The 16,688-nt window shown below is 61.6% G+C and carries 14 protein-coding genes and 5 tRNA genes; 7 read left to right on the top strand and 12 right to left on the bottom strand.

Translation table 11 applies throughout. The features are described from left to right. The first annotated feature begins 43 nt into the window (after positions 1-43). The 3 genes from HHL24_RS03510 to aceA all read left to right on the top strand — a co-directional run bounded on the left by HHL24_RS03510 (position 44) and on the right by aceA (position 4,321). The gene (locus HHL24_RS03510; protein WP_169483992.1) at positions 44-313 is read left to right on the top strand and encodes an acyl-CoA-binding protein; all 270 of its coding nucleotides are present in this window, start codon (positions 44-46) and stop codon (positions 311-313) included. 577 nt (positions 314-890) lie between these two features. Then, on the top strand, positions 891-2,564 hold the full coding sequence (locus HHL24_RS03505) for a DEAD/DEAH box helicase (protein WP_169483991.1): 1,674 nt from the start codon (positions 891-893) through the stop codon (positions 2,562-2,564). Between the two features lie 452 nt (positions 2,565-3,016). Beyond that, the gene (aceA, locus tag HHL24_RS03500) at positions 3,017-4,321 is read left to right on the top strand and encodes an isocitrate lyase (protein WP_054041024.1); all 1,305 of its coding nucleotides are present in this window, start codon (positions 3,017-3,019) and stop codon (positions 4,319-4,321) included. Between the two features lie 318 nt (positions 4,322-4,639). Here aceA and HHL24_RS03495 read toward each other — a convergent pair whose 3' ends face one another. Both HHL24_RS03495 and HHL24_RS03490 read right to left on the bottom strand, forming a co-directional pair. Further along, entirely contained in the window at positions 4,640-5,074 is a 435-nt protein-coding gene (locus tag HHL24_RS03495) for a universal stress protein (protein WP_169483989.1), read from the bottom strand. 245 nt (positions 5,075-5,319) lie between these two features. Beyond that, positions 5,320-6,222, bottom strand: a complete 903-nt coding sequence (locus tag HHL24_RS03490; protein WP_169483988.1) for a LysR family transcriptional regulator — start codon at positions 6,220-6,222, stop codon at positions 5,320-5,322. 178 nt (positions 6,223-6,400) lie between these two features. On the opposite strand from HHL24_RS03490, the gene HHL24_RS03485 reads away from it, so the two are divergent. Together HHL24_RS03485 and aceB are read left to right on the top strand one after the other, a co-directional pair. Further along, on the top strand, positions 6,401-7,264 hold the full coding sequence (locus tag HHL24_RS03485) for a (S)-2-haloacid dehalogenase (RefSeq protein ID WP_169483987.1): 864 nt from the start codon (positions 6,401-6,403) through the stop codon (positions 7,262-7,264). Positions 7,265-7,347: 83 nt separating this feature from the next. Further along, positions 7,348-8,958, top strand: coding sequence for a malate synthase A (gene aceB / locus HHL24_RS03480; protein ID WP_169483986.1), 1,611 nt, complete (start codon positions 7,348-7,350; stop codon positions 8,956-8,958). Positions 8,959-9,193: 235 nt separating this feature from the next. Here aceB and HHL24_RS03475 read toward each other — a convergent pair whose 3' ends face one another. After that, positions 9,194-9,595: a gamma-glutamylcyclotransferase family protein gene (locus tag HHL24_RS03475; RefSeq protein ID WP_169483985.1), complete on the bottom strand. Its 402-nt coding sequence runs from the start codon at positions 9,593-9,595 to the stop codon at positions 9,194-9,196. A gap of 55 nt (positions 9,596-9,650) precedes the next feature. After that, positions 9,651-10,145, bottom strand: a complete 495-nt coding sequence (gene rraA / locus HHL24_RS03470; protein ID WP_169483984.1) for a ribonuclease E activity regulator RraA — start codon at positions 10,143-10,145, stop codon at positions 9,651-9,653. 222 nt (positions 10,146-10,367) lie between these two features. On the opposite strand from rraA, the gene HHL24_RS03465 reads away from it, so the two are divergent. Then, positions 10,368-11,237, top strand: a complete 870-nt coding sequence (locus HHL24_RS03465; protein WP_169483983.1) for an AraC family transcriptional regulator — start codon at positions 10,368-10,370, stop codon at positions 11,235-11,237. Between the two features lie 32 nt (positions 11,238-11,269). Here the strand turns inward: HHL24_RS03465 and HHL24_RS03460 are convergent, their stop codons facing one another. From HHL24_RS03460 to gltX, 7 genes are all read right to left on the bottom strand, one after another. Continuing rightward, entirely contained in the window at positions 11,270-11,734 is a 465-nt protein-coding gene (locus tag HHL24_RS03460) for a GNAT family N-acetyltransferase (protein ID WP_169483982.1), read from the bottom strand. A 153-nt stretch (positions 11,735-11,887) separates the two neighbouring features. After that, positions 11,888-11,964, bottom strand: a tRNA-Asp gene (locus tag HHL24_RS03455). A 95-nt stretch (positions 11,965-12,059) separates the two neighbouring features. Beyond that, positions 12,060-12,135: transfer RNA gene (locus HHL24_RS03450), tRNA-Glu, on the bottom strand. 61 nt (positions 12,136-12,196) lie between these two features. Beyond that, positions 12,197-12,273, bottom strand: a tRNA-Asp gene (locus HHL24_RS03445). Positions 12,274-12,367: 94 nt separating this feature from the next. Beyond that, positions 12,368-12,443, bottom strand: a tRNA-Glu gene (locus HHL24_RS03440). Between the two features lie 165 nt (positions 12,444-12,608). Beyond that, positions 12,609-12,684, bottom strand: a tRNA-Ala gene (locus tag HHL24_RS03435). A 122-nt stretch (positions 12,685-12,806) separates the two neighbouring features. After that, on the bottom strand, positions 12,807-14,216 hold the full coding sequence (gene gltX, locus HHL24_RS03430; protein WP_169483981.1) for a glutamate--tRNA ligase: 1,410 nt from the start codon (positions 14,214-14,216) through the stop codon (positions 12,807-12,809). 389 nt (positions 14,217-14,605) lie between these two features. On the opposite strand from gltX, the gene HHL24_RS03425 reads away from it, so the two are divergent. Further along, positions 14,606-15,598 (top strand): patatin-like phospholipase family protein, encoded by a 993-nt coding sequence (locus tag HHL24_RS03425; protein ID WP_407947469.1) that lies wholly within the window; start codon positions 14,606-14,608, stop codon positions 15,596-15,598. Between the two features lie 301 nt (positions 15,599-15,899). Here the strand turns inward: HHL24_RS03425 and HHL24_RS03420 are convergent, their stop codons facing one another. Further along, the gene (locus HHL24_RS03420; protein ID WP_169483980.1) at positions 15,900-16,565 is read right to left on the bottom strand and encodes a C40 family peptidase; all 666 of its coding nucleotides are present in this window, start codon (positions 16,563-16,565) and stop codon (positions 15,900-15,902) included. Between the last annotated feature and the right edge of the window lie 123 nt (positions 16,566-16,688).

Below are 16,688 nucleotides of genomic sequence, written 5' to 3'. Positions count from 1 at the left end.
TCAGCCCAGCCAATACCAATCCCGCCAGCCGGGCAAAAAGATCATGACAGACATCAACGCGCAGTTCGTCCAAGCCCAGGAAGATGCCAAGCAACTGCCAGAGCGTCCGGGTAATCTCACACTTCTGCGCCTTTATGCCCTCTATAAGCAGGCCATCGATGGCGACGTCCACGGCGACAAACCCGGCTTCACCGATATCGTCGGCAAATACAAGTACGACGCGTGGGCCGCGCTCAAAGGCACCGCGCAGGACGCGGCAAAGCAGCAATACGTCGAATTGATCGAAGCCCTCAAGAGCGGCGCCGCCGCCTGAATCTCGCCCCCGTGGCGAAATTCGCTGTCGAAACGGCAGACCGGGACGTCGTCCCGGAATGGCGGCGACAAGGCAAGTCGTCCAGGTCGCTCCCAAACGGTCCGCGGGCAGCCCCTTTAGCCAGCCATGTGGGGCAGGTGCTTCGACAGCCCCATGGGCCGGCTCCTTAAGCCCTTTCAGCGGCCAAACGAAAGATTTCCGCCAGGAAACGTCTTAACGGTGGCGCAGTGCAACAAAACTCTATACAATACTGCCTGCGCTTCACTGCTTTGCCCGGCTTTCCTCTAGCGGCCTTTGCGGCGCAGCGCCTCGTAGCGTTTAGCTCCAATCCAGTTTAGAACCTGTCCCCTCCTGCCTAGCCCCCTACGGGCGATCATGTCCCAGGCTGGCGGCACGCCGTGTTGGCATGTCGCATCCGATACAGCTTCTAACGAAAAGCTCGCCTTCATTGTCGCGAGCTGCCCCCGTTTTTCGATTTGCTCGCTGCTTCTTTGCTCGCTGAATCCGACGACTTGGGTATGCCGATTGGCGCCGACGTTTTAATTCCGTGTGTACCAAGGATTTACCAAGGATTCTCATGACTTCGAGCAATACCCCCAGCAGCCCGTTGAACGCCATCGCCGACCAAGCCCTCGGTCTCGCCGACGCTCCCGCACAAGCCGCAGCTGTTGCTGCCGCGCCGGAAGCTGTCGCCGCAGAAGCCGCAGCGCCGGCCGGCCCGTCGTTCGCGTCGCTCGGTCTCTCCGCGGATGTCGTCTCCGCGCTGACCGCCGCTGGCTATCAAAACCCGACTCCGGTTCAGCAACGCGCGATCCCCGCTGGCATCGCCGGCCGCGATCTGATGGTCTCGAGCCCGACCGGTTCGGGCAAGACCGCCGCGTTCATGCTGCCCGCTATCGAGCGTTTCTCGCAACTGCAAAAAGCACAAGCCAGCCAGCCGCGTGAGCCGCGCCCGGCTGACGGTGCCCGCACGCGCCGTCCGCAACCGGTTGCACGTCCGACCATGCTGGTTCTGACGCCGACCCGCGAACTCGCGATGCAGGTCACCACCGCCGCTGCCACGTATGGCAAGCACCTCAAGCGTCTGCGCACCGTCAGCATTCTGGGCGGCGTCGCTTACGGCCAACAATTGATGCTGCTGGCAAAGAACCCGGAAATCCTGGTTGCTACGCCGGGCCGTCTGATCGACCACCTGGAACGCGGCCGTATCGATCTGTCGCAACTGCAGATCCTCGTGCTCGACGAAGCCGACCGCATGCTCGACATGGGCTTCATCGAAGACATCGAAACGATCGTCGCCGCTACGCCGGCTACGCGTCAAACGATGTTGTTCTCGGCTACGCTCGACGGCAAGATCAGCTCGCTGACCGGCCGCCTGCTGAAGGATCCGGAACGGATCGAAATCGTTCAACGCCTCGAACAACGCACCAACATCGCGCAAACCGTCCATTATGTTGACGACCGCGATCACAAGGATCGTCTGCTCGACCATCTGCTGCGTGCCGAAGGCCTCGACCAGGCTATCGTCTTCACAGCAACCAAGATGGACGCGGACCAACTGGCTGGCCGTCTGGCCGACGCCGGTTTCGAATCGGCAGCTCTTCATGGCGATCTGCCGCAAGGCGCACGTAACCGCACGATCAAGGCCCTGCGCGAGCGCCGTGTGCGCGTGCTGGTCGCAACGGACGTCGCTGCTCGCGGTATCGACATCCCGGGCATTACGCACGTGTTCAACTATGACCTGCCGAAGTTTGCTGAAGACTACGTGCACCGTATCGGCCGTACCGGCCGTGCTGGCCGCTCGGGTATCGCAGTGAGCCTCGTGCACCACGCGGAACAAGGCGCGCTCAAGCGCATCGAGCGCTTCGTGCGCACCCCGCTGCCGGTCAACGTCGTTGCAGGCTTCGAGCCGCGCAAGTCGGCTCCGTCGGGCGGTGGTGGCCGTCCTGGTTTTGGCGGCCGTGGCCGTCCGGGCGGTGGCAACGGCGGTGGCCGTCGCTTCGGTGGCGGCAGCGGCGCAGGCAAGCCGGCCGGTAGCGGCGGTGGTTCGCGCAGCGGTAGCAGCAATGGTGGCGGCTGGGCCGGCAAGTCGGCTGGCGGCGGTTCGCGCGAAGGTGGCTTCGGCGGCGGTTCGCGTGACGGTGGCTTCGGCGGCGGTTCGCGTGACGGTGGCTTCGGTGGCGGTTCGCGTGACGGTGGCTACGGCGCACGCCGCAGCGACGGTCCGCGCACGGCGCGTCGCGGCAGCTAAGTAGGCAGCGACTCAGTAATCATCAGGCAAAGCGCTATTTACGTGGCTCGTTCAGTGCGTAAGGCGGCCTGAAAAGACCCGGACGGCGTTGCCGTCCGTTAGTCGAAAGAAACCGGTGCTCAGGCACCGGTTTTTTTTCGTCCGTGCTTGGGCAATCGCCGAATTTCACGATGTGGAAAATTTTTTTGCGTCGTAAAAAATCGTGTTGCACGGCACAAGATACCCTGTTGCAAGATGGAAAAAGACGTTTCTTAATGCGGAACGAATGATATAAGCAATTGATTTTTAACAAAAATAAATATTAAAAAAACACTGCTCGGCCGCTATTGCGCGACGGTCGCTTTGCCTAGACTCTTATATAAGACTTGAGGAAACGAAACGCCTCAGACGGCCACCCGCTTCGACGAAGACAGAGTCACCTATATCCATTACAGGCAGCCAAGGAGCACACCATGTCGCGCGAACAACAAGCCAAGCAACTCCAACAGCAATGGGAAACCGATCCGCGCTGGAAAGGCGTGAAGCGTACGTACACCGCTGAAGACGTGATCCGTCTGCGCGGCTCGCTGCAAGTGGAGCACACGCTTGCCAAGCGCGGCGCAGAAAAGCTGTGGGAAAGCGTCAACAACGAGCCGTTCGTGAACTCTCTCGGCGCGTTGACCGGCAACCAGGCAATGCAGCAGGTGAAGGCCGGCCTGAAGGCAATCTACCTGTCGGGCTGGCAAGTGGCGGGCGATGCGAACGTGGCCGGCGAAATGTACCCAGACCAGTCGCTGTATCCGGCGAACTCGGTGCCGCTCGTCGTGAAGCGCATCAACAATACGCTGACGCGCGCCGACCAGATCCAATGGTCGGAAGGCAAGAATCCGGGCGACGAAGGCTATATCGACTACTTCGCACCGATCGTGGCCGACGCGGAAGCCGGTTTCGGCGGCGTGCTGAACGCGTTCGAACTGATGAAGGCAATGATCGAAGCCGGCGCTGCGGGCGTCCACTTCGAAGACCAGCTTGCTTCGGTGAAGAAGTGCGGCCACATGGGCGGCAAGGTGCTCGTGCCGACCCGTGAAAATATCGCCAAGCTGACCGCCGCGCGTCTGGCCGCCGACGTCTCCGGCACGTCGACCGTGCTGCTGGCTCGCACCGACGCTGAAGCCGCCGACCTGATCACGTCGGACGTGGACGACAACGACAAGCCGTTCCTGACGGGTGAACGCACGGTGGAGGGTTTCTATCGGACGAAGCCGGGTCTGGAGCAAGCGATTTCGCGTGGCCTCGCCTACGCGCCGTACGCCGATATGATCTGGTGCGAAACCGGCAAGCCGGACCTCGAATTCGCGAAGAAATTCGCCGATGCGATCCACAAGGAATTCCCGGACCAATTGCTGTCGTACAACTGCTCGCCGTCGTTCAACTGGAAGAAGAACCTGGACGACGCAACCATCGCCAAGTTCCAGCGCGAACTCGGCGCAATGGGCTACAAGTTCCAGTTCATCACGCTGGCCGGCTTCCACGCGCTGAACTACTCGATGTTCAACCTGGCGCACGGCTATGCCCGCAACCAGATGACCGCGTTCGTCGAAATGCAGCAGGCTGAATTCGCAGCGGCCGAAAAGGGCTTCACCGCGGTCAAGCACCAGCGCGAAGTCGGCACCGGCTACTTCGACGCCGTGACGCAAACGGTCGAGCGCGACGCGTCGACGACCGCGCTGCACGGTTCGACGGAAGACGAACAGTTCTTCGACAAGAAGGTCGCGTAAGCAGGTCAACGCGGTCTGATCGCGAGAACGGCAAGGCAGACGAAAAGCGGCCCCGGTAGAGGGCCGCCGTCAGGGAGGAGTAGCCATCAGGGCTGGAGTACGCCGCCTGCCCTGATGGCTGGAAGCTGGGAGTGACGGCAGCAGCAACCATCTTGCTTGGGACCAGAGTAACGCGCCAAAGCGCGAACTCTGGTCGACAGCGGAGACAAAGCCAGCACTACGCATTGTGCGGCGAGCATAGGACGCGCCGGCCTCATCGCCGGCGCGTTTTTTTTGCTATGCCGTACCTGCCCGCGACACGAATGGCGGGCAGGTACGTCAGCGGTACACGATCACTGGAATCTTCGTATGCGTCAGGACCCGCTGCGTCTCGCTGCCGATCAGCAGGCTGCCGAGACCTCGCCGCCCATGCGAAGCCATGAAAATCACGTCGCAGGCGCCCTGCTCCGCGGCTTCGATGATGCCGAGATACGGCGCCGGATGCACGCTGGTGCGGCTGTCGAACGCGACACCGACACGGCGCGCGGCCAGCTCCACTTCCCGCAGATGGACGCGCGCCTCACGCTCGCTGCGCTGCAGAAACTCGACCGGCGGCTCGATCACCACGTCGGAGAAAGGGGAGTACGGATATTGCGGCAGACACGCGTAAGCGGTGACGCGCGCGCCGACGGCCTGCGCGAGATCGATGGCGCCGTCTATCGCCTTGCGTGACAGGTCTGAACCATCGGTCGGAACCAGGATGTGCCTGAACATGATGCCCTCCGTCGCCGGCTGTGCGCAGCGCGGCGTCAGCGTCCCACGAGGCTCGGCTTCGAAGCCGCTTCAATCGATTGTAGTTCGCAGAAATGCGGTCAAGGCCATCGTGCGGGTCTGTCCGCATATCGGAAACCCGCTGCACGGCGATTATGCAAGGCGGCATTGCACCAGATCGCCGGACGTCAGTTGCACCTGAGTTGTACCTGAGTTGCATCTGCACCTCAGCCGCACCTCAGCCGGCGTCAGCGCCAGTAATCAGGATGACCGTACGTATGCTTGAGAAAGTCCAGAAACAGTCGAACCCGCAGCGGCAAATGCCGGCGCTGCGGAAAAACCGCGTGGATGCCGATAGGCGGCGCGGCGAACTCGTCGAGCACGCTGACCAGCCGGCCAGCCGCGATATCCGTGCCGACTTCCCACCACGAGCGCCATGCGAGCCCATAGCCCTCCAGGCACCACTCGTGCAGCACGGCACCGTCCGAGCACTCCATCGTACCGGACACCTTGATCGACACGACCTTGTCGCCCTGCTGGAACATCCAGCCGCGCTGCTGATTGGCGCTCGCGCCGAGCGCAAGGCAGTTGTGGTGCGCGAGATCGGCCAGTGTGTGCGGCGATCCGCGCCGGCTCAGATACGACGGCGAAGCCACGCACACGCGGCGGTTCTCACCGAGCTTGAGCGACACCAGCGACGAATCCGGCAGCTCGCCCAGGCGCACCGCGCAGTCGAACCCCTCGTTGACGAGATCGACCAGCCGGTCGGACAGGTCCAGCGTAATCGACACATCCGGATGCGCGACGGTGAAGGCCGGCACCAGCGGCGCAACATGCCTGCGCCCAAACCCGGCCGGCGCCGACAGCCGCAAATGGCCGCTCGCCTTCACGCCGCCCGCCGACACGCTGGCCTCGGCGTTCTGCATGTCGTGGATGACGCGCTGGCAATCCTCGAGAAACGCCGAGCCTTCGAAGGTCAGCGTGATCTTGCGTGTAGTGCGCACCAGCAATTTGACGCCAAGGCGCTCTTCGAGTGCATCGATGCGGCGGCCGATGATCGCGGGTGCGACGCCTTCGGCGAGCGCCGCGGCGGACAGACTGCCCTTGGCAGCGACGGTAACGAAAGTCTCGATCTGCTTGAAACGGTCCATGGTTGGCGGAGCCGCAATGCCCCGGAGGGAAGTCCCCTTGGGAGGCTGTACGGGAATGTGGTCGGTGCGCGTCAGATTAGGTGCATGAAAGTAAAAGATCAAGTGATCTTTAGCCTCTTTTTGAGCATATAGCATCACTAATACAATCCGTCCTGACCTCTGATAGGAGTGCACGGCAATGTCGGCCACAACGACACCCTTCCCTAAAGCAGTGATTTTCGACGCATACGGCACGCTTTTCGACGTGCATTCGGTGATCGCTGCCGCGGAGCAGATGTTCCCGAGCCACGGCGACGCGCTCTCGCAGTTGTGGCGCCAAAAACAGATCGAATACACACAACTGCGCACGCTCGCCGATCCGGCCGGCGCATCCGGCGCGCACTACCGGCCGTTCTGGGACATCACGCTCGACGCCTTGCGCTTCGCCGCCAAGAAACTGCATCTCACGCTGGGCCGCGCGGCAGAGAAGCGTCTGATGGACGAATATGCGTGCCTGTCCGCTTTTCCCGATGCTGTGCCCGCGCTGCGCCAATTGCGCGACGCGCCTTCGGCGTCGGCCGGGTCCGCGCCTGCGCCTGCGGGTGGCAAAGCCGGGGCAGGGGCAGGGGCAACGTCAAGGCCCGGTCTCGCGATCCTCTCGAACGGCAATCCGCAAATGCTCGACGTCGCCGTGAAGAGCGCCGGCATGACGGGCCTGTTCGACCATGTTCTGTCCGTCGACGCTGTACGCGCCTACAAACCCTCGCCCGCGGCCTACGCGCTCGGCACACGAGCCTTCGGCGCGCAACCGCGCGAGATCGTCTTCGTATCGTCGAACGGCTGGGACGTGGCAGGCGCGAGCTGGTTCGGCTTCACGACTTTCTGGCTTAACCGGCAAAACGCACCAGCCGAAGAACTGGGCGTCACGCCGCATGGCGCGGGCGGAGGCATGAACGATCTGCTCGCGTTTCTGAAGTCCCTCGCGTCGCCCGACCGCAATAGCGGCCCTGGCAGCACCGGCAATCCCGGTGGCAGCCGCACGCGCCACAGCCCTGGCGCATGAGAGCTACCACCTGGATCCCACGACGCCTTTTAACCCCATCTCAACATTTGCACCTTTGCAATCTGACCGACCAAGGAGAAGTCATGGCGAATTCGCTGTCATCGCAATCATCGCTGCAGCTGCCGCAGGGCATGGAAATCACGGCTGAGATCAAGCCGGGCTATGAAGCGATCCTCACCCGCGAAGCGCTCGAGCTCGTCGCCGCGCTGCATCGCACGTTCGAACCGCGCCGTCAGCAGCTGTTGCAGGCGCGTATCGAGCGCACCAAACGGCTCGATGCCGGCGAGCGTCCCGACTTCCTCGCCGAAACGAAAAGCGTGCGCGAAGGCGACTGGAAGATCGCGCCGCTGCCGCAAGATCTGCAATGCCGCCGCGTCGAAATCACCGGTCCGGTCGAGCGCAAGATGATCATCAACGCGCTGAATTCGGGCGCGGATTCGTACATGACCGACTTCGAAGATTCGAATGCGCCGAGCTGGGATAACCAGATTACCGGCCACATCAATCTGAAGGACGCGGTGCGCCGTACGATCTCGCTCGAACAGAACGGCAAGTCATACCAGTTGAACGACAAGATCGCCACGCTGATCGTGCGTCCGCGCGGCTGGCACCTGGACGAAAAGCATGTGACGGTGGACGGCAAGCGTGTTTCCGGCGGCATCTTCGATTTCGCGCTCTTCATGGTTCACAACGCAAAGGAACAGGTCGCGCGCGGCACGGCGCCCTACTTCTATCTGCCGAAGATGGAGAGCCATCTGGAAGCGCGCCTGTGGAACGACATTTTCCTCGCCGCACAGGAAGCCGTCGGCGTGCCGCGCGGCACGATTCGCGCGACCGTGTTGATCGAAACGATCGTCGCCGCGTTCGAAATGGACGAAATCCTGTACGAGTTGCGTGAACACAGCTCGGGGCTGAACGCCGGCCGTTGGGACTACATCTTCTCGGCGATCAAGAAGTTCAAGAACGACCGCGATTTCTGTCTCGCCGACCGCTCGCAGATCACGATGACCTCGCCGTTCATGCGTGCATACGCGCTGCTGCTGCTGAAGACGTGCCATCGCCGCAACGCACCGGCAATCGGCGGCATGAGCGCGCTGATCCCGATCAAGAACGATCCGGCAGCGAACGATAAGGCAATGGGCGGTGTCCGCTCCGACAAGGCACGCGATGCGGGCGATGGTTACGACGGTGGCTGGGTCGCGCATCCGGGGCTCGTGCCGATCGCGATGGAAGAATTCGTCAAGGTGCTCGGCGACAAACCGAATCAGATCGGCAAGCAACGCGACGACGTGCTGGTCACGGCGACCGACCTGATGGACTTCCGCCCGGAAGCGCCGATCACCGAAGGCGGTCTGCGCAACAACATTAACGTCGGCATTCACTATCTGGGTTCGTGGCTCGCGGGCAATGGCTGCGTGCCGATTCACAACCTGATGGAGGACGCCGCCACCGCGGAAATCTCGCGCTCACAAGTGTGGCAATGGATTCGCTCGCCGAAGGGCAAGCTCGAAGACGGCCGCAAGGTCACCGCCGAGCTGGTGCGCGAGTTGTCGGCGCAAGAACTCGACAAGGTGAAGCAGGCAGTCGGCGGCGATACGAAGCCGTACGACCGCGCTGCACAAATCTTTGAAGACATGTCGACGTCGGAGCAGTTCACCGACTTCCTGACGCTGCCGTTGTACGAGGAAATCTGAGGCATCTGAATGGCCTCATGCATCAGCCTCATTTACCAGTAGTAACGACGTCGCACCAGGCCCGCTTTCACCAGCCACGCAAGATGAAAGAGCGGCCTGGGTCGCAAGGCTGACCGACCGGACGGCCCGACAGGCGCATGCCTGCCGGGCCGCTTTTTTATGCGCTCGCGATGCCCTCGTTATGCTTGCGTTACGTACTCGCGGTGCGCTCGCCGTGGGCCAGCTATGCCGCCCCTCAGCGCGTGCTGCGGTACTGGACCCAATCGCCCGACCTGATTTCCGGGAGACCCTTCACCGCATTGGGCGCGACTGGATAGAAGCGGCAATTCACGACGTTACCGTCCACTTTCACCATCACTTCTCGCGCGAGGAAACGGTCTTCGACTCCGGGATAGACCGCTTCGATCTCGTCGAGCACCGCAACCAGTTCATCGTCGATTTCGTAGACGTCGCCCGTGACGTCGACGCCCGCTTCGTCGACCACCAGCCCCGGATACAAGCCGAAGTCGAATAGATGACCGCGCACCGTGGCCGTGCCGAGCAGATTCGGCGCGGCGATCTCGTTGCGCGCCGCAGCATCTCTAAGGTCGTTCACTTCACCGGCACGCAACGTGCCGTATACAAAGACGGTCTGCATCGTCGTTTGCTCTCCTTGATGGTGGGTTCGGCTTACCTCGGCGGTTGCCGGGGGTTCAGTTTAGCGACGCGCTGGCCACCAGCACGCCGTCGATGTCCGCATAGATCCATTCGCCCGGACGTACCAGCGCGCCCGGCAATTGCACCGGCACGTCGCGCTCGCCCGTGCCGAGCTTCTGACCGCGCCTCGGGCAGGTCGCCAACGCCGCCACGCCGACATTGACTTCATTGAGCTCCAGCGTATCGCGCACGCAGCCGTTCAGCACGATGCCCGCCCAGCCGTTCTGCTCGGCGATTTGGGCGAGGTTGCCGCCGACCAGCGCGCAACGCAGACTGCCACCGCCGTCGACCACCAGCACCCGGCCGTCGCCCTTCTCCTCGAGCGTGGCGCGTACGAGCGCGTTGTCTTCGAACACCCGTAGCGTCACCGCCTCGCCGCTGAAACACTCGGCGCGACTGAAGAGGTGAAAGACCGGCTCGAGCACACGCAGCGTGCCAAGCGCCAGTTGGTCCTCGTGCGCGTCGCACAAGTCAGCGGTTGCAAAGCTCATGGGGTTCTCCTCGGGATCCGTGCAATCGGGACATTATGCAACGTTGACTTCGATGTAACACCTACAATGAGAAGCCCGCGGTGGTTTTGGGTCCGCGCCTTCGGGTCCGCGCCTTCGGGGGTCCACAGGGGAAGGCGCGGTACTTAAGCGCCCCTTGCCCATGGATTCCGTGTTTTACAGGCGCTGCTTTTTTGAGTTCCATCCATTGGATCGATCTTCAACATGAATTCGTCCGCTGACTCAGACCAGTCGAGCCAGATCCGCTTCGCCGACATTCCGCCCGAATTCCAGCCGACGCAATCGCACCCGATCCGCGTGCGCTCGCGGCAGATGCCGTCGGGCTGGCGGATCGCGCGACACACACACGCGTGGGCACAGGTGGCGTATGCGTCACGCGGCGTGCTGCGGGTCGCGACGACCGGCACGACATGGATGGTGCCGCCATCCCGGGCGATCTGGGTGCCACCGCATGTGACACACGAAGTCGTCGCAGTCGAAGATGCATTTCTGCGCACGCTCTACATTACCGAAAGCACCGTTCCGGCCGGACTGGATACGCCGCGCGTGGTCGAAGTATCGGATCTGCTACGCGAAGTCATCGCCGCGCTCGATACGCCTGGCATTTCAGCGACACGCGAACAACTGCTAGGCGCGCTCGCGCTCGACGAACTGACGCGCTCGGAGCCACTACCGCTGTCCGTGCCGATGCCCAACGAGAAGCGCTTGCGCGCGTTGTGCGAGGCCGTGATCGCGGACCCGACGCACGGCGACTCGCTCGAACAATGGGCATCGAGCGTCGGTGCGAGTACGCGCACGATTGCGCGGCTGTTTCGTCAGGAGTTGGGCGTGAGCTTTTCGCAATGGCGTCAGCAGGCCATTCTCGCGCGCGCCATTCCGTTATTGAGTCAGGGGCGGCCGCTTTCACATGTCGCGCAAGAACTGGGTTATCAGAGCCAGAGTGCGTTCTCGGCGATGTTCCGGCGGGCATTCGGCGAAAGTCCGCGCGCGTTCATCGAGCGTGGCTCTGAACATCGTGTGGCGAGCGGAGATCGTGGTGATACAGAGGCGGACGAAGAGACCGCGCAAAAGTGACGGCGCAAAGCGTAACCGCTAGCCGTAGTCTGTCAGACGCGCCTCGCCAGATGACGGATCGCCCCGAGTTGCGCCAGACGCGGCCCGGTCAGCTTGTACCCCTTGCGCTGATATAGCCGCGCGGCAGGATTATCGACGAACACGCGTAACTGCAACTCGCGCAGCCCGCGCTCGCGCGCCCACTGATGCGAGATGTCGAGCAGATACGTGCCGGCGCCGAGCCGCCGATGCCCTTCAGCAATCTGCACGTCGCGGATATGCAGCGAATCGCCTTCTTGCGTGATGCGCAACACGCCGATCGGCTCGCCGTCCACTTCAAGAATGAAATTTTCCGACTCGCGCCAGCTACCGAGAAACAGATCGCCACGCCAGACCAGATGGTGCCGGCGATAGTAGCCACCCATGTTGTTGCGAGTCAGCGCCTCGGCGAACTCGAAATCATCCATGCTGGCGCGGCGCAGATGAAACGGTGACGGAGCTTCGGTTGGATCGAACATGGTGGAACGACGAAGATGGGTCGGGTCAACGGTAAAACAGGCCGCGCGCGCTGGCAATGGCTGTTTGTCCCGAGCATACCCGGACGATACCCAGGCAGGCCGGCTGCGAAAATAAAAAAAGCCCACTTCTTTCGAAGTGGGCTTCTTAAAATCTGGCGGAGCGGACGGGACTCGAACCCGCGACCCCCGGCGTGACAGGCCGGTATTCTAACCAACTGAACTACCGCTCCAGATTTTTGCACCGTGGCTTGTGAGCTTTGCTCATTCACCAACTGCACCGCTCATCGTGCTAACTCATACTACCAACTGAGCGACGCCGATGTCTTGGCGTCCCCTAGGGGATTCGAACCCCTGTACTCACCGTGAAAGGGTGATGTCCTAGGCCTCTAGACGAAGGGGACAACGTACTGCTTACACCTTTAATGAAAAAGCCCGTTCAGGTTTGTATGAACGGGCTTTGTCTGGCGGAGTGGACGGGACTCGAACCCGCGACCCCCGGCGTGACAGGCCGGTATTCTAACCAACTGAACTACCACTCCAGTTTGCCTATCATGACTTGCGAGCGTTGGTTTTTTCTCTGCAAGCTGCGCTGCTTTACTATTTCTTATCGAATACTAAAGCGACGCTGATATTTGGCGTCCCCTAGGGGATTCGAACCCCTGTACTCACCGTGAAAGGGTGATGTCCTAGGCCTCTAGACGAAGGGGACATAATCTTTTCAGATCTGTCTTTATCTTGCTGCTAACTTGCCTCAACTTCAGGCTAACTTCGTTTCGTCAGCAGCAAAGACCGATATTCTAACTACGTTACAGCCGTTTGTGAAGTCTTTTTTGCTACAAGCTCCAGACTTCGGAACCACTTCACTCTGCTCTGATGGTGGAGGTAAGCGGGATCGAACCGCTGACCTCTTGCATGCCATGCAAGCGCTCTCCCAGCTGAGCTATACCCCCCTTGCAGAACAGAAACGAGATTCTAGAGGCCAATTTGCGCTTTGTAAATACCCTTTGAGCAATTGCATGCGACTTTTTTCGCAAGTCGCATGCAAACCCTCTCAACGCAGGTGCGAACGCGCTCAAGCCAACGCTTTTTCGATACGGCTCACGACGACATCGCGACCAAACAGCATCAGCACGCTGTCGATCGACGGCGTATGCGTGGTGCCCGCCACCAGCAGACGAACCGGCATGGCCAGCTGCGGCATCTTCAGCTTGTGCGCGCCGAGCGTTGCCTTCAATGCGGCGGCGATCGCCTCCTTGGTCCACTCCACCGTCTTGAGTGTTGCAGCCAGATCGGCAAGCGCTGGACGCACGATATCCGTGACGTGCTGCGCGAGCGCCTCGGCTTCAGGTGCCGGTACGCGATAGAACATCGCGGCGTTTTCGGCGATTTCCTTCACCGTCGACGCGCGGTCCTTCAGCAAGCCCACCACCGATGCCAGATCAGCGCCTTGCGCAATGGCGGCTTCGTCGATACCCAGTTCAGCGAAGAAAGGCTTTGCCAGCTCCGCGAGGCGCGCGTTGTCCGCTTCCTTGATGTAGTGCGCGTTGAGCCAGTTCAGCTTGTCGTGGTCGTACTGAGCCGGCGACTTGCCCAGATGCTCCAGATCGAACCATTCGACGAACTGCTCACGCGTGAAGATTTCCGCGTCGCCATGCGACCAGCCCAGACGCGCCAGATAGTTGACCACCGCCTCCGGCAGAAAGCCGGCATCGCGATAACCCATCACGCTCATCGCGCCGTGACGCTTGCTCATCTTCTCGCCCTGCTCGTTCAGCACAGTCGGCAAGTGCGCGTAGACCGGAGGTTCAGCGCCGAGCGCACGCAAAATGTTGATCTGACGCGGCGTGTTGTTCACGTGATCATCGCCGCGAATCACGTGCGTGATGCGCATGTCCAGATCGTCGACCACCACGCAGAAGTTGTACATCGGCGTGCCGTCCGGGCGAGCGACCACGAGGTCGTCGAGTTCTTCATTCGATATCTCGATACGGCCTTTCACTGCGTCGTCCCATGCCACGACACCGGTCAACGGGTTACGGAAGCGCAGCACGGGTTGCACGCCCGCCGGCGGCTCCGGCAGGACCTTGCCGGGTTCCGGGCGCCATGTACCGTCGTAACGCGGTTTTTCGCCCGCTTCGCGCTGGCGCTCGCGCAACGCATCGAGTTCTTCCGTCGACATGTAGCACGGGTACACCAGGCCAGCATCCAGCATCTGCTTGAGCACTTCGCGATAACGGTCCATGTTCTGCATCTGGTAGAACGGGCCTTCGTCGAAATCGAGGCCCAGCCAATCCATGCCTTCGAGAATGGCGTCGACCGCTTCGGTACTGGAACGCTCGACGTCGGTGTCCTCGATCCGCAGCACGAAGGTCCCTTTCATCTTGCGCGCGAACGCCCACGGATAAAGCGCGGAGCGAATGTTGCCGAGGTGGATGAAGCCGGTGGGACTCGGTGCGAAACGGGTACGGACGGAGGTGGTCATTAGCGGTTACTCGGAAGACAGGCGCCGGCGCTGTGGCAGACATTGCCAGTGAAGCGCGGCAGCGGAGCGCGCCCATGCAGCAGAAAACGCCTTGCACGGACACGAAGGAAATAATTGCGAGAGCCGAATTATACCTTCCGAACCCGCGTTGCCTGCCCTCGTCCGAATGGCCAATGACAGCGCACAGGACGCGCGAGAAGCATGCTTCAAGGCGTCCGAGGGCTTCCTCTGCAACGTTTCATTACCGGGCCGACGCGCGCCCAGAGCTTTGCTTTATGATGTGCGCGCGCTGCGGGTGGGATAGAACCACAGCGCATGGAATCGCCGCCGGCGGTCCTGTCCGTTTGACTATCCGCCTGATCGCGGCACAGGTTGCGCCGATTGCACCGATTGCACCGATTGCGCCGCCCGTGCCGTTGCTGGAGAACCCGTTGAAACCGTCATCCCCTCGCCTCGCCCGTCGCAACTTCTCATTGGCGGCCGCCTCCGCGGTGCTGGCCGCCTGCACCACGACCGGCGGCAGCAAGACCGATAGCACGCCGGTTGCCGCCACGCCCACCACCAATCCGCCTCCGCTCGACAAACCGCAGAAGTCAATCCGCGTCGGGCTCGCGCTGGGCGGCGGCGCCGCGCGCGGCTTCGCGCACATCGGCGTGATCAAGGCGCTGGAGGCACGTAATATCCAGGTCGACCTGGTAGCCGGTACCAGTGCGGGTTCGGTAGTCGGCGCGCTGTACGCATCGGGGATGAACGGCTTTGCACTGAACAAGCTCGCGCTGACCATGGACGAAGCGTCGATCAGCGACTGGGCCATGCCGTTTCGCACGCGCGGCTTTTTGCAAGGCATCGCGCTGCAGAACTACCTGAATACGACCCTCAACAACCGTCCGATCGAGAAAATGGTCAAGCCGCTCGGCGTGGTCGCCACCGATCTGAAGACCGGCCAGCCAATCCTGTTCCAGCGCGGCAACACCGGCATTGCGGTGCGCGCATCATGCAGCGTGCCGTCGATTTTCGAGCCGGTGAAGATCGGCGGGCACGAATATGTGGACGGTGGTCTGGTGAGCCCGGTGCCCGCTTCGTTTGCGCGCAAGATGGGCGCGGATTTCGTGATTGCCGTGGATATCTCGCAGCGCCCGGAAAGCGGCCTCACCGCCAGTTCGTTCGACGTGCTGATGCAGACTTTCACGATCATGGGCCAGACAATCAAGGCCTATGAACTCGACAAGTACGCCGACATTGTGATCCGGCCAAATCTTGCGGCCATGAGCGGCAGCGATTTCTCGCAGCGCAACGCAGCGATCCTGGCCGGAGAGGAAGCGGTGGCGAAGATGATGCCGGAGTTGCAACGCAAGCTGGCCGCAAGCCGCGCCTCGGTTTAACCCGCCGGAGTAACGCTGGTTACACCGACCGGCGCACTCCTGCTGTCGTCACGCTCGTTACACCGACTGGAGCACTCCTGCTGTCGTCACGCTCGCTACACCGACTGGAGCACTCCTGCTGTCGTCACGCTCGCTACACCGACTGGAGCACTCCTGCTGTCGTCACGCACGCAGTGCCGACACAGGCCGGGGTACAGCACGGAAAATTCGCCGGCGCATCAGCAAGCGCCCAAACGCAAAAAGCCCGCTTCAAAGGAAGCGGGCTTTTTTACACCAAAACTACCGGTGTGCGCTGGATTAGTTACTGATTACCACCGATCGAAGCATTCACGCGCTTGCGCAGATCTTCACCGTCCTGATAGGACGTCTCGATCCGGCGAGCACCCGTGAAACGCTTTTCCCAATAGCCGCTATCCAGATCGTCGACACGGATCGTGCTGCCCGTGGAGGGCGAATGCACGAACTTGTTGTCGCCGATGTAGATGCCGACGTGCGAGAACGTACGGCGCATCGTGTTGAAGAACACCAGATCGCCCGGCTTCAGGTCGCTGACGCGAACCTTTTCGCCGACGCGGCTCATTTCCTCAGCGCGGCGCGGAAGCGCCATGCCGAGCGTGTCCTGGAACACATAGCGAACGAAGCCGCTGCAATCGAGCCCCGAATCGGGCGTATTACCGCCCCAACGATAGCGAACGCCGATCATGTTCAGCGCGCCGACCACCACGTCGCCCGCTTTACCGGCCATGCCGGAGAGGAACGATTTGGCGCCGCCGTCGCTGTCGGGAGCGGCCGATTGCGAATTGAGGGGAGACAAAGAATTCGACCCGCTGGGGGTCGAATATGAGGCATTCTGATTAAAACTGCTGACTTCGTCGGCGAACGCGCCGGGAGCTGCTGCCATCAAGACGCCAATGAACATCCCGGCGACGACGCGCGTGCAAGCCTGGGTTAGGTTTCTGTGCTGCATTGGTCGGTATTTTTTGCCTAAAAATCAGTGGGCTACGGAAAAAAGTCTGGTCGATACTAGCCAGTAAGTATTCACATGTCAAAACAAATAGAAAAATACAATCGAGACACGCACCCAATTGGT

This window comes from Paraburkholderia polaris, from assembly GCF_012927345.1.
GTDB classification, from domain to species: domain Bacteria; phylum Pseudomonadota; class Gammaproteobacteria; order Burkholderiales; family Burkholderiaceae; genus Paraburkholderia; species Paraburkholderia polaris.
This window is presented reverse-complemented; position numbering and strand designations above follow the sequence as displayed.